We start from the raw sequence: 13,327 nt of genomic DNA on the forward strand, positions 1-13,327 counted from the left end.
AGCATCAGCAATGTGCAATAGGGATCGACACTTTCGTTTGCAACCAAACTGTTCACTTCCGAAGACGGCATTCAGCCCAGCCGGCGCCGCAACCATGACCAGGCGTAGAGGCAGCCCGGCACCCAGCCCAGCAGCGTAAGGGCCAGGCTGATGGCTACTCGCCTGCCTCCCCCTTGAGCAAGACCAACGGCCAGCGGCGGCAACAACACGGCCAGGGCCTTGTAGGAGAAACGCAGCACCGCGGACTCCTGCCATGCCGGCGGCGTTGCGGTCGGCTCCTCCATATCGCTGAGGGCCGGGCACGCCTCAGCCGGCGGCACGAATTCCTGCACCGCCGGGTCCGCCTCATGCTCCGCCTGAGCGAACCTCGAGGCCTGGCGATGCGCCTCGTGATCGATCTTCAGATCGATGGTTTCGGCACCTTCGGCCAACTCCTCGTGATAGCGCTCCCAGTCCTCCCAATCATGCGGAGTACCGGCACGAGGCTGGTGCCCACCCGCCTGACGGGCGCGCTCCCACGCCTTCTCCTCCAGTGTGTTGGGGCGCTCCTCGTCCCGGCTACCGTCGAGGCCCTTTCTTGCCAAGTATTCGCGCGCGTCCATAACCGCCTCCTGCCTTCGTCATGGAACCAGACCCACTGGGGCCTGCCTTTCAAGCTAGACCAAGACCTGCTGACTTGGGGCCAATCCGTCCAGGCATGTTCGCCTTCAGAGCCGCCTTCTCGATACCGGGGAGCCGAGCGTTGGCCAGGTGTTGAAGACTTTCCTTATATCCGAGTCGACTCGGCTATGCTGAAAGTGTCCCGCCACGAGCGTCCGGAACAAGGAGATGCGCCATGCTCAACAGGGCCCCGACCATCGTTCGAGAGATAATGTCCCGGGATTGCTACCGGGTCACCGGCAACATGTCGATCACCACCCTGGCCAAAGGCCTGGCCTTGCACCGCCTGCCTGGCGTACCGGTCGTCGATGACCATGATCAATTGATCGGCTTCATCTCCGAGCAGGACGTATTGGGCAAGCTGCTCCAGAGCGCCTACCTCAACGACGAAGCACCCTTGGTGAAGGAGCTGATGCGCAACGAAGTCTTGTCCGTTTCGCCCACCAAGAGCATCACCGACCTGGCCCAGGAGATGCTCGGCCAGAAACCCAAGGTCTATCCGGTGACCGAACAGGGCCGCCTGTGTGGCATCGTGACCCGTCGCGACGTGCTGACCGCTATCCTGCGCATGCGACACACCTGAGGCTCACGGGTCACAGGTCACGGGCCCGGCTGCCACACCCAGCTGCCGAGCGAGACCTTGCTTCACGGAAGCGCAACGAGCCCTGCCGAGGCAGGGCTCGTTCATATCGTCGCTGCCCTGCCCCAAGCGCACAAAAAAAACCGCCCATGAGGGATGTCATGGGCGGCAAGATCGAAACTGCGAGCCAGAACAACAGTGTTAGCGACTGCCATCGCGCTGTTGCCTGTACCAGATATGACAGCAGCAAGCAAAAAAGTTCGCCACTGTTCGATAATTTTTTTCTTCCCTTCCCCCGCCCCCACCTTCCGGAACGCTGCCGAGGACACCGGACACAGCATGCCTGACCGACAAAACAAATACTTATCGGGCCGGAAGAGGGAAATTCACGAGACGGCTTGCAAAGCCCAAACCCTTGGTTTTACTATCGAAACGCCTCGCGGGTGTAGCTCAATGGTAGAGCAGAAGCTTCCCAAGCTTAAGACGAGGGTTCGATTCCCTTCACCCGCTCCAGTTCTCGCAGCAGACCGGTGCATCAGGCGACCGCAGCTCGCCGACCCGCACGTCTCTATCAGCGTGGCTTTCGCATGGCACTCTTCCTGCTCATCTTCGCCGTCTGCCTGTTCGTCATAGGCGGCATGGTGTTGATCCTGATGTTCTCACGCACGCCTCGCTATCGAACCGAGCCGGAGCAGCTACTGGCGCTGTTCGACAAGGCACTGGCCAACCAGGTGGGGGAAACCGAATGGAACGTCGTGATCAATTACCCGATTCGCCACGATGATTATCTCGACGGCGTGCGGCGCCGTGCCCAGCGCTTGATGCAAGAGCATGGACGACCCTGGCAGGTGGCCCAGGGCAAGTCCCTGCTCGACAAGACCGGCCGGGATGAGCTGGCCGCCCTGCGCGACCACCTGGCTTCCCACCAGCGTCTGCGGGAACGGCAACGCCACCAGCCGTAGCGCTGGCCAGGCGATGAATATGATATCCTGTGGCCGGATAGCCAGCCGCAGGCGGGAGGCCCTCATGTCCAGTGTGATACGCCAGATTCCGCTCGATACCGCAACCCAGCACCACGCCCATGATTTTCACCAGATCGTCATCGGCCTGCGGGGCCATGCGGAGTTCGAGATCGAGGGGCTGGGCGGTGCGATCTCGGCCTTTTCCGGCTGCATCGTGCCTGCCAACCACGTGCACTACTACATGGGCCAGGGCGAGAACCGCCAGCTCATCCTCGATCTACCCGCCACTGCCCCATCGCTCACCGGCTACCATCACGAGCTGTCACGGCTGTTCGATGCCCCCCGGTTCTTCGCTCTGGACAAGCCACTCAAGCAATATCTCGATTTTCTTCTGCTCGAGCAGGCCAGCAGCCAGCAGAGCTTGAGCAACGCCCAGAGCGACCGGCTGGCGGCGACCTTTCTTGGCTGCCTGCACGCCAGGCTTGGCGGGGCGACAGCGCCGCCGTCGATGCGTCGGCTGGATCTGGCCAAGCTCGACCATTTCATCGACCGCCACCTCTCCTGTCCGATCTCGGTGGCAGATCTTGCCGCCCAAGCGTGCCTCAGCGAAGCACACTTTCGCAGCCGCTTTCGTGAGCAGACCGGTCTCTCTCCATGGCAGTACGTTCGCCGACGCCGCCTGGAAGCAGCCCGGCGGCTGCTCGAGGAGAGCCGCATGCCGCTGTCACAGGTCGCCCTGAATACCGGCTTCGCTCACCAGAGCGCACTGTCTCATGCGTTTCGTAGTGCCTACGGCTGCCCACCCAGCCAGGTTCGGCGCACCAAGCTGGACACTTCTCTGTCCTTCACCTCAAACCGCCTACGACATACGACTTAAGTCGCAATTACAAGCCCCGCGCCCGCAAGTCCCGCGAATTCTGCAAATCCTTCCGGGGTTTTGACAAGCAAGCCCTCCGTTCGCCCCCTACAGTCAAGGAAGACATACCCATGTTCAGGCGGAACGCTTGGCACATGCCTCTTGCCGTTTCAGGACGGGCGACCTTCGGGGAATTCATATGCTCAATGCCAAAACAATGCTGGACGCTGCTTCCTGGCAGCAGGATCTCGATACCCTGTACTCGCGCATCAGCAATCATTACATCGTCGATGAGGAGACCTTCGTCCAGGAATTGGTCAACGTGCTCAGCGCCGACCCCGAGGATTTCCGGCGCATCGCGGGCAAGACTGCCGAGCTCGTTCGAGAAGTGCGTGAGATGGACACAGCAGTGGATACCATCGACGAACTGCTCCAGCAGTACAGCCTTGATACCCACGAGGGGCTGATGCTGATGTGCCTGGCCGAGGCCATGCTGCGCATTCCCGACACGGCCACTGCAGATGCGTTGATCGAAGACAAGCTGGGACCCGCCGACTGGAAGGCGCACATGGGCCAGAGCGACTCCTGGCTGGTCAATGCCTCGACCTGGGGCCTGCTGATGACCGGCCGCGTGGTCACGCTCGACAAGCCACGTGACGGCAAGCCCTCGGGCTTCATCAATCGCCTGGTCAATCGCATGGGCGAGCCGGTGATACGGCGCGCCATGTATGAAGCGATGAAGATCATGGGCAAGCAGTTCGTGCTCGGTCGCGACATCGACGAAGCCCTGAAGCGCTCCCGGACGCTGTTCGATAAGGGCTACACCTACTCCTACGACATGCTGGGCGAGGCGGCGCGCACGCGTGCCGATGCCAAGCGCTACTTCGACGATTATGCGCGCGCCATCGAGCGAGTCGGTCTGACCAGCACCAAGCTCTCGGACCGCACCCCGTCGCCTTCCGTCTCGATCAAGCTTTCGGCGCTGCATCCGCGCTACGAGTTCGGCCGCCGCGAACAGGTCCTGCGCGAACTGGCCGGTAGCGTGAGAGAACTGGTTACCATGGCGCGTCAGCGCGACGTGGCGCTGACCATCGATGCCGAGGAGGTCGATCGTCTGGAGCTGTCGCTTGAAGTGTTCCGCGCCGTCTACCAGAGCGACGCCTGCAAGGGTTGGGGGCATTTTGGCCTGGTGGTACAGGCCTACTCCAAGCGCGCCCTGCCGGTGCTGCACTACCTCAATCGCCTGGCCGACCGACAGGGCGACGAAATCCCCGTACGCCTGGTCAAGGGCGCCTACTGGGACAGCGAGATCAAGGAGTCGCAGCAGCTCGGCGTGGATGGCTACCCGGTCTACACGCGCAAGGCCTGCACCGACGTGGCCTACCTGGTCTGCGCACACCTCTTGCTGTCCGACCAGACCCGCGGCCGCATCTTCCCCCAGTTCGCCACCCACAACGCCCACACCATCAGCACCATCCTCGAGATGGCCAACGAGGCAACGCGTCCCTTCGAGTTCCAGCGCCTGCACGGTATGGGCGAGGCACTCTACGACGCAGCCCTGAAGCGCGCACCCAAGGGCACCTACTGCCGTATCTACGCCCCAGTGGGCGCCCACAAGGACCTGCTGCCCTACTTGGTGCGACGCCTGCTGGAGAACGGCGCCAACTCCTCGTTCGTACACCAGTTGGTCGATCCCAAGGTGCCGGTGGAGTCGCTTTGCATCCATCCGGTGGAAACGCTGGGCCAATACCGCACCTTCGCCAACCCGAGAATTCCCCTGCCCAAGGATATCTACGGCGAGAAGCGCCGCAACTCACGGGGCGTCAATCTCAACGTGCGCAGCCAGTACGATCCGTTGATGAAGGCCATGGCGGGTTTCATGGAGCAAAGCTATGAGGTCGGCCCACTACTCGCCTTCGAGGTAACGCGCGACTCGGCCAACGTGCACGAGGTGTTCAGCCCCTACGACAGGCGTCAACGGGTCGGCAGCGTGCAGTGGACCAGCCGTGACCAGGCCGCCCGTGCCGTGGATGCCGCCTGGGCCGCCTTCCCGCGCTGGGAGGCCACGCCGGTTGCCGAGCGCGCCGCCATCATTCGCCGCCTGGGCGACCTAATGGAGGAGAACATGGCCGAACTGATGGCGCTGTGTTCCCGCGAGGGTGGCAAGCTGCTCACCGACGGCGTCGACGAGATCCGCGAAGCGGTGGATTTCTGCCGCTACTACGCCATGCGCGCCGAAGAGCAGTTCGGCGAACCGCTCGAGCTGCCCGGACCCACCGGCGAGTCGAACCGGCTGATGCTGGGAGGCAAGGGTGTATTCGCCGCGATCAGCCCGTGGAACTTCCCGGTGGCGATCTTCTGCGGCCAGATGGTAGCCGCCGCCGTGGCCGGCAACAGCGTGCTGGCCAAGCCTGCCGAGCAGACCTCCATCGTCGCCCATCGAGTGGTGGAGCTGCTCTACGAGGCCGGCATGCCACGCGACGTGGTGCAGTTGTTGCCGGGCGATGGGCCCACCGTGGGCAGCGTGCTCACCTCCGACCCGCGCATCACCGGTGTCGCCTTCACCGGCGGTACCGACACCGCCCAGATCATCAACCGCGCCCTGGCGGCGCGCGAGAACGCCCCGCTGCCGGCACTGGTCGCCGAGACCGGCGGCATGAACGCACTGATCGTCGACTCCACTGCGCTGCCGGAGCAAGTCGTGGCCGACGTGGTGCAGTCCGCCTACCAGAGTGCCGGCCAGCGCTGCAGTGCGCTGCGCGTACTCTACCTGCAGGACGACGTGGCCGACCGGGTCATCGAGATCCTGCGCGGCGCCATGGACGAACTGCACGTTGGCGATCCGCGTGACCTAGGTACCGATGTGGGGCCAGTGATCGACGAGGACGCGCGCAAGAACCTGATGGCGCACGTCGAGAAGCTCAAGGGCCAAGGCCGCCTGCTGGCCGAGACCCGCCTGGATGCGACCCACACTGCGCACGGCACCTTCGTGCCGCCGACGGCCTTCAGCATCGACACCATCGATGCCCTGGAGCGGGAGCAGTTCGGCCCGGTCCTGCACGTGGTGCGCTACAAGGCCAACGAGATCGAGAAGGTACTCGAGTCGATCAATGCCAAGGGTTACGGGCTGACGTTCGGCGTGCACAGCCGCAACGAATCCTTTGCTCAGCTCGTTGCGCAGAGGATTCGCGTTGGAAATGTCTACATTAACCGGAATATCATCGGCGCCGTCGTAGGCGTACAGCCGTTCGGCGGCCAGGGCCTTTCGGGCACCGGACCCAAGGCTGGCGGACCGCACTACCTGCTGCGCTTTGCCACGGAAAAGACCGTGACCGTCAACACCGCCGCACTGGGCGGCAACGCGTCACTGCTTGCGCTGGGAGACGAGTGACCCGCTCGTCATTGACCACAACAACATGTGAAGGAACCCCTTATGGTTCAGAATAATATGGCTATCGGCTTCACCTTCGTGGTGTATCTGCTGCTGATGCTCGGTATCGGCATCGTCGCCTACAAGCGTACGACCAACCTTTCCGACTACATCCTGGGTGGCCGCTCGCTCGGTCCCTGGACCTCGGCGATCTCCGCCGGCGCATCGGACATGTCCGGCTGGCTGCTGCTCGGCCTGCCGGGTGCCGCCTACGTCAGCGGCATCTCGGCGAGCTGGATCGCCGTGGGCCTGCTGATTGGCACCTGGCTCAATTGGCTGGTCGTGGCGCGCCGTCTGCGTCTCTACAGCTTCAAGGTCAGCGACGCCCTGACCCTGCCGGAATACTTCGCCAATCGCTTCCGCGACAAGTCGCAGCTGCTGCGGGTAATCTCGGCAATCTTCATTTTGATGTTCTTCCTCTTCTATACCAGCTCCGGGCTGGTCGCCGGCGGCCGGCTGTTCGAGACGGTGTTCGGCTACGATTACGCCCTAGCCGTCACCATCGGCACCGTCGCAGTGATCTCGTACACCTTCTTCGGTGGCTTCCTGGCGGTCTCATGGACCGACCTCATCCAAGGTCTGATGATGGCCGCGGCACTGGCCATCGTACCGATCATCGCCTTCGGCGACCTGGGCGGCACTGCCGGTGCCGGGGCCGCGCTTGCCGCAGAGAGCGAGTACATGCTGGCCTGGTTCCGCGACGCCTCCACTGGCGAAGCGCTGACCTTCATCGGCATCGTCAGCTCCCTGGCCTGGGGCCTGGGCTACTTCGGCCAGCCGCACATTCTGGCGCGCTTCGCCGCCATCCGCAGTGATCGTGATATTCCCGCCGCCCGCCGCATCGCCGTAACCTGGACCGCCATCGCTCTGGTCAGCTCCATCGCCGTAGGCCTGCTCGGCGTAGGCTTCGTCCAGCGCGACCTGGCCGACGGCGAAACCGTATTCATGGTGATGGTCAACCTGATCTTCCACCCGGTGATCGCCGGTATCCTGCTCGCCGCCATCCTGGCCGCGATCATGTCCACCGCCGACTCCCAACTGCTGGTCTCTTCTTCAGCACTGACCGATGATTTCTACAAGGCGATTTTCCGCAAGGACGCCAGCCAGACCGAACTGGTATGGGTGGGCCGCTTCGCCGTCATCGCCATTGCGGTGCTCGCCTACTTGCTGGCGCTCAACCCCGACGCCACCGTACTCGACCTGGTCGCCTACGCCTGGGCCGGCTTTGGCGCCGCCTTCGGACCGGCACTGATCATGTCGCTCTACTGGCGGCGTATGAATAAATGGGGGGCGCTGGCCGGTATCGTGGTAGGCGGCGTGACCGTGGTGGTCTGGGCCGAGCTGTCGGGAGGAATCTTCGATCTCTACGAGATCGTTCCGGGCGTCATCCTGGCCTATATCGCCATCATCGTGGCAAGCCTGACCACCGAAGAGCCGGACCTGCGTGTGACCGCCGACTTCGATACCTTCGAGGAGGCGTAATCCGCCGGCACCAGCGCAACGGCGCCATACGCAGAGAGAAAGCCGCCTCCGGGCGGCTTTCTCGTGGCTCATATCAACCAGAGGGCACGGGCGATCACGATCACGGCAAAGGCGCCGAGTACCGCCAGACTCATCGGCGGGCTGGTGGCACGCCGCAGCCAATGGCGACGAAACTCGAGCCCCAGCGGCTGCATGAAGGCCGCGCCAAGCGCCCAGACACCCAGCCCGATGGCCGGCATGCGCAAGACCATCGGCAATCCGCTGATCAGCTCCGGGCGAATCAACAACCCTAGCGCCAGCGCTGCAGCCGTCAGCATGGCCGCCATTGTCAACCACATCGGGCAGTTCTGTACCTCTGTCCGCATCGCGACCTCTCCTGTGTGCTCTTACACAAGGCTTAGCCCTTCGTCTTGCCTTATGCCATGCTGCGACACAACAATAATTGTACATCCGGGTGCACATTGTTTGTCATATTCACGGCTTTGAAATTAGGCATTCAAGCGATTATGTCAATCAATTGTGGCAATGGCGCTGATAACAAAATTAAACAGGACTTTTAGAAACAGTGTTCGTATACTGGGCATCGTCCATGTTGCCGGAACCTCCGGCGTTAGAAACCAGGAGGACGCTGTAATGAAACCGATCCGTCTGATTCCTGTGGTTGCCCTTGCAGCCAGCTCCCTCTTCGCCAGCCAGGCGGCCTTGGCCTATAGCGCCGGCGATACCTTCGTGCGTGGCGGCTTTGCCAAATCCGACACCCGTTCCGACAATGGCGTGCTCGACGGCGTCAGCAGCGGCGAAACCGGCTTCACCTTCGGTGCTGGCTACCTGTTCCACGACAATATTGGCATCGAACTCAACAGCTCCGAGAAGATCGAGCATACGATCAGCGCCGGTGGCGAAACCGACACCATCGACCGCATGCCGGTCAATCTGCTGGTGAACTACTACCCGCTCGGCGGGCTGGATTCCAAAGTTCAGCCGTACGTCGGTGCAGGCCTCAACTACACCCGCTTCTCCGGCGAGCCGGAAGGCATCGAGGCACGTCGCTCCTATGGCGCCGTGGGCCAGGTCGGGATCGACTTGGCCGTCACCGACAACTTCATGCTCAACGGCTTCGCCAACTATGCCGATGTCGATTCCCGCCTCTCTGCAGACGGCGAGCGTATCGGCACGGCCAAGGTTGATCCGATGACCATCGGCGGCGGTGTAACCTTCCGCTTCTGAGCCGAGCGAAGCTGCAAACGCTTCGATACGCCGGGCCCTGGGCCCGGCGTTCTTCGTTCTGCGCCCATCTAGCCCATAACAAGTATTGTAAATGCCTATTTAGTTGTCGAAAACAACCATTGCTGCAGGTCAATATTTCTCCGTCAAGCTCTGAGTAGACTGGATTCGTTCAAGAGCAGCCCCAGGCTGATCCTTTGCAAACGACAGGAGTCGACTCATGCGCAACCCAGCCCGTCCCACCCTACTCACTGCCGGCATTGCCGCTACCGCCCTCTTGGCCAGCAGCCAGGCGCTCGCCTATAACGAAGGAGACTTCATCACCCGTGTCGGCGTCGCCCACGTCGACCCCAAGAGCGACAATGGCAGCCTGGCAAATGGCGCCATTGACGTCGACGTGCGCAGCGATACCAACCTGGGCTTTACCCTGGGCTATCTGTTCCACGACAAGCTGGGCGTCGAGCTGCTGGCAGCCTTGCCCTTCAAGCATGACATCCGCCTCGCAGATGGTGGTCTCCCGACGGCATCCACCAAGCACCTGCCGCCGACTCTGACTCTGCAGTACTACCCGCTGGGCGGCACCGGCGCACAGGTCCAGCCCTACGCCGGCATCGGCCTCAACTACACGCACTTCTTCGACGAGTCGAGCGAACTCGGTGACCTGGAGCTCGACAGCTCCTGGGGTCTGGCCGGGCAGCTTGGCCTGGACGTGCGCCTCGACGACAACTGGGGCCTCAACGCCGCTGCCTGGTACATCGATATCGATACCGATGTGAGCCTAGATGGCACAGACCTGGGCAAGGTAAGCATCGACCCATGGGTCTTCATGGCCGGCATCAGCTACCGCTTCTAAGACCCAAGCGCTGAACGCCGAGGCCCACCTCACGGTGGGCCTCGCGCGTTTCAGGCTATCCTGCGGACCTCAGCGCGGAGAATGCCGCGACAGGCCGAGCAACGAGAGGATGCGATCCTCCAGGTCGTGGACCATTTCCACCTTGGTCAGCCGGCGGTGATAATCGGCACTGAGGAAGGGTTCGCCGGCCAGCAGGTGGTCCATGTACTCGCGCGCCGGCCTCAGGGCCGGGGCGGTGGTGCCGGGCGCAGCGATATAGACCCAGGCCTCGAGCGTGCCTTCCTGGGTGGCAATGGGCAGACGATGCCGCTCATACTCCAACGGATAGCCCTCGAAGGGGTCCATCCGCTCTATCTGAGCCGGCTGGAGCAGCTCGAATAGCGCCCCTTCGACCCTCTCCCCCGCACACGGGACCACATTGGCATGGGCGATTCCTGCCACCCGCGACACCTTGTCGAAGCGCAGCGCATGGTCATGCAGCACGCCCGGCAGGGATCGTCGTGTCGCCCCGATACGGGCTTCGACCCGCGCCACGTTCATGTTGCTGCCATAGGCGAAGTAGTACGGCATTTTCCTCACGCATCGTCCCGCGGTCAGTTCTCGGTTACCAGGCGGTCGATCTCCTCCACGGCCTTGCACAGCAGCAGGCGATCAGTGGCACGGGTGTCCTGCTGGGCCAGGTAGGTATCGACAACAGGCGCCACATCGCACTTGTCCGGCATCGGCGCCCTGGCCTCGATCAACGCATCGAGGCGAACAATGAACACGAAACGCAGCCACTGTGGCAGCGTCATGGTATCGATACAGAACGGCTGCTGGCTCTCGTAAGCTTCGGGCTTCGGGGCACTCATGCGCCACATGTTGGTGGCCTTCATCGTGGCTTCGAGACGGCGTAACGCTACGTCGAGCTCTTCGTGAACGGTCATGGAGTCTCCTGTTCGGCCATGCATCCATTATCGCACAACTCGCCTAACCTCCAACTTCATGCCCCTAACTCCGTCTTCCGACCCTGACTTCGAATATCAGGCAGGCTGGCCGGCGAGGATCTTGCGCAGGAAATCGCGCGTGCGCGGATCTCGGGGAGCATTGAAAAGCTCGGAGGGAGGCCCCTGCTCGACGATTCGTCCGCCCTCCATGAACACCACCCGATCCGCGACGTCCCGGGCAAAGCCCATCTCGTGGGTGACCACCAGCATGGTCTGCCGTTCACGGGCCAACTGCTTCATCAGCCCAAGCACCTCTTCGACCCATTCCGGATCGAGCGATGAGGTCGGCTCGTCGAACAGGATCACTTCGGCCTGGGCTGCCATGGCACGGCCGATCCCGACCCGCTGCTGCTGCCCTCCGGAGAGAGAAGCCGGATAAGCGTCCGCCTTGTCGGCCAGGCCGATGCGCTGGAGGATCTCCCGAGCCCGGGCATGCGCTTTGGCCTTGGGCCAGCGGTTGACCACGATCAGACCCTCGGCAATGTTCTCGAGAGCCGTCTTGTTGGCGAACAGCGCATAGTTCTGGAACACGAACGCCGTGCGACGCCTTGCCGCCAGGATCTCGGCCCGGCTGGCCCGGGTGACGTCGACCTCCAGGTCACCGATGACCAGCCGCCCGGCATCCGGGCGCTCGAGGAAGTTGAGGCACCTCAGAAGGGTCGACTTGCCGGTCCCCGAGGGACCGATCACGACGATGATCTCTCCCTGCTCGATGTCGAGGTCGATGCCATCGAGCACGGTCGCATTACCGAAACGCTTGACGAGGTTGGCAATCTTGATCATCTGCGGTACGCCCTGTTGAGTCGCATCTCCAGCCATCGCTGGAACCAGGCCAGCAGCTCGACGATGATCCAGTACATGACCGCCACGGTGATGAAGGCCTCGAAATAGAGAAAACTGCCGGCTGCCTCCTTCTGTGTCGCGCCCATCAATTCCGTGACCCCCAGGGTGAAGGCCAGTGAGGTCGCCTTGATCATGTCGATGAAATAGTTCATCAGCGTGGGCACGGCCACTCGGGTAGCCTGAGGCAGCACGATGCGCCGCATCAGTTGGCCATTGGTCATGCCAATGGATAGAGCGGCCTCAGTCTGGCTGCGATCCACTCCGACGATGGCGGCGCGTATCGACTCGGCCATGTAGGCCGAAAAGTGCAGCGTCAGCCCCATGATGGTGGCAGTAATGCCGTTGATATGGGTCAAGAAGGCCAGTAGCTGCGGCAAGCCGTAATAGAACAGAAACAGCTGCACCAGCAGCGGCGTACCGCGAAAGAAGGAGATGAACAGCATGGTCGCTGCGTTCAGCCCCGGAATCTTGAGTACGCGGATCACCGCCAGACCGCAGGAGAGGACCAGGGCGAGCACCATGCCTGCCGTCGCCATCTGCAGCGTCAGCGGCAGATAGCGCAGCAGGATGGGAATCAGCCCCAGCATGTAGTCGATATCGAGGACACGCATGACGGGCTCTCAGCGGGTCACGGGCGCGTGATGTCGGTACCGAACCAGCGCTCCGAGATGGATGCCAGCGTACCATTCTCATGCAGTGCGGCGAGGGCTTCGTCGACCCTGTCGCGCAGAGCGCGGTCCGCTTCAGTGTCACGGAACGGAAGCGCATTGCGAATGCTGGAGAAGGGCTCGCCGGCAAGCTGCAGTGGCAGCGGCTTCTCCTTGATCACCTGGCTGGCGCTGACGCGGTCCATGACGAAGGCATCGACACGCCCCAAGGCAGTATCCTGCTCGATGTTGCTGTCATAGGTGCGTATGTCGATTTCCTCGGCGTAGGACAGTTCACGCAATAGCTGCTCGTAGTTCGAACCAAGGTTGACGGCGACACGCTTGCCCCGGAGATCTTCGACACCTGAGATCTCCTCGTTACCCGCTCTGACGACCACCTGCGCGCCGTCATACACATACGGCTCGGTGAAGAGGTATTTCGCCTCGCGCTCCTCGGTGATGGTGATCTGATTGGCAATGGTGTCGATGCGCCCCGACTCGAGCATGCCGAACAATCCCGAGAAGTTGGCGGTCTCGAACCGGACCTCGACGCCCAGCTCTTCGCCGACCGCCTGCATGACATCCACCTCGAACCCCTTGAGCGTATCCTGCTCGACGAACGTAAAAGGAAAATAGCTTCCCGACATGCCAACCCTGAGTACATCGTTCTGTGCCTGTACGCTACCCACGAAGGAGAGGGCCCCGGAAAGAACCGCTATGACAAGAAAGCGCGGCGACATGATCGACCTCCATTCATATCAATTTGGAATAAGTATTTCATTTGATATTCGACCTTAGCAGATA

14 protein-coding genes and 1 tRNA gene are annotated in these 13,327 nt (G+C 62.2%); 8 read left to right on the forward strand and 7 right to left on the reverse strand.

Translation table 11 applies throughout. The features are described from left to right. Positions 1-71 precede the first annotated feature (71 nt). Entirely contained in the window at positions 72-602 is a 531-nt protein-coding gene (locus SPH52_RS12155) for a YqaE/Pmp3 family membrane protein (protein WP_411795275.1), read from the reverse strand. A 233-nt stretch (positions 603-835) separates the two neighbouring features. On the opposite strand from SPH52_RS12155, the gene SPH52_RS12160 reads away from it, so the two are divergent. The 6 genes from SPH52_RS12160 to putP all read left to right on the forward strand — a co-directional run bounded on the left by SPH52_RS12160 (position 836) and on the right by putP (position 7,970). Beyond that, positions 836-1,243, forward strand: a complete 408-nt coding sequence (locus SPH52_RS12160) for a CBS domain-containing protein (protein ID WP_411795276.1) — start codon at positions 836-838, stop codon at positions 1,241-1,243. Positions 1,244-1,679: 436 nt separating this feature from the next. Beyond that, positions 1,680-1,753 (forward strand) — tRNA-Gly (locus tag SPH52_RS12165). Positions 1,754-1,827: 74 nt separating this feature from the next. Continuing rightward, complete coding sequence (locus SPH52_RS12170) at positions 1,828-2,202, forward strand: hypothetical protein (protein ID WP_411795277.1); 375 nt, start codon at positions 1,828-1,830, stop codon at positions 2,200-2,202. A gap of 64 nt (positions 2,203-2,266) precedes the next feature. Then, positions 2,267-3,079 (forward strand): helix-turn-helix domain-containing protein, encoded by an 813-nt coding sequence (locus SPH52_RS12175; protein WP_411795278.1) that lies wholly within the window; start codon positions 2,267-2,269, stop codon positions 3,077-3,079. A gap of 178 nt (positions 3,080-3,257) precedes the next feature. Beyond that, entirely contained in the window at positions 3,258-6,449 is a 3,192-nt protein-coding gene (gene putA, locus SPH52_RS12180) for a bifunctional proline dehydrogenase/L-glutamate gamma-semialdehyde dehydrogenase PutA (RefSeq protein WP_411795279.1), read from the forward strand. 42 nt (positions 6,450-6,491) lie between these two features. Further along, positions 6,492-7,970 (forward strand): sodium/proline symporter PutP, encoded by a 1,479-nt coding sequence (putP, locus tag SPH52_RS12185; protein ID WP_411795280.1) that lies wholly within the window; start codon positions 6,492-6,494, stop codon positions 7,968-7,970. Between the two features lie 68 nt (positions 7,971-8,038). Here putP and SPH52_RS12190 read toward each other — a convergent pair whose 3' ends face one another. Then, positions 8,039-8,335, reverse strand: coding sequence for a hypothetical protein (locus tag SPH52_RS12190; RefSeq protein ID WP_411795281.1), 297 nt, complete (start codon positions 8,333-8,335; stop codon positions 8,039-8,041). Between the two features lie 268 nt (positions 8,336-8,603). Between SPH52_RS12190 and SPH52_RS12195 the strand changes: the two genes are divergently transcribed. Then, positions 8,604-9,197, forward strand: a complete 594-nt coding sequence (locus SPH52_RS12195; RefSeq protein WP_411795282.1) for an OmpW/AlkL family protein — start codon at positions 8,604-8,606, stop codon at positions 9,195-9,197. Positions 9,198-9,414: 217 nt separating this feature from the next. Next, positions 9,415-10,047, forward strand: coding sequence for an OmpW/AlkL family protein (locus SPH52_RS12200; protein ID WP_411795283.1), 633 nt, complete (start codon positions 9,415-9,417; stop codon positions 10,045-10,047). A gap of 69 nt (positions 10,048-10,116) precedes the next feature. Here SPH52_RS12200 and SPH52_RS12205 read toward each other — a convergent pair whose 3' ends face one another. The 5 genes from SPH52_RS12205 to SPH52_RS12225 form a co-directional block, all read right to left on the reverse strand. Next, positions 10,117-10,617, reverse strand: a complete 501-nt coding sequence (locus tag SPH52_RS12205) for a gamma-glutamylcyclotransferase family protein (RefSeq protein ID WP_411795349.1) — start codon at positions 10,615-10,617, stop codon at positions 10,117-10,119. Between the two features lie 23 nt (positions 10,618-10,640). Further along, entirely contained in the window at positions 10,641-10,973 is a 333-nt protein-coding gene (locus tag SPH52_RS12210; RefSeq protein ID WP_411795284.1) for a YqcC family protein, read from the reverse strand. Between the two features lie 96 nt (positions 10,974-11,069). Continuing rightward, complete coding sequence (locus tag SPH52_RS12215; RefSeq protein ID WP_411795285.1) at positions 11,070-11,816, reverse strand: amino acid ABC transporter ATP-binding protein; 747 nt, start codon at positions 11,814-11,816, stop codon at positions 11,070-11,072. After that, complete coding sequence (locus SPH52_RS12220; protein WP_411795286.1) at positions 11,813-12,487, reverse strand: amino acid ABC transporter permease; 675 nt, start codon at positions 12,485-12,487, stop codon at positions 11,813-11,815. The genes SPH52_RS12215 and SPH52_RS12220 overlap by 4 nt, the downstream gene beginning before the upstream one ends. A gap of 17 nt (positions 12,488-12,504) precedes the next feature. Continuing rightward, complete coding sequence (locus tag SPH52_RS12225) at positions 12,505-13,263, reverse strand: amino acid ABC transporter substrate-binding protein (protein WP_411795287.1); 759 nt, start codon at positions 13,261-13,263, stop codon at positions 12,505-12,507. Positions 13,264-13,327: the final 64 nt, after the last annotated feature.

It is taken from the genome of Halomonas sp. A29 (assembly GCF_046723295.1).
Classification (GTDB): Bacteria; Pseudomonadota; Gammaproteobacteria; order Pseudomonadales; family Halomonadaceae; genus Halomonas.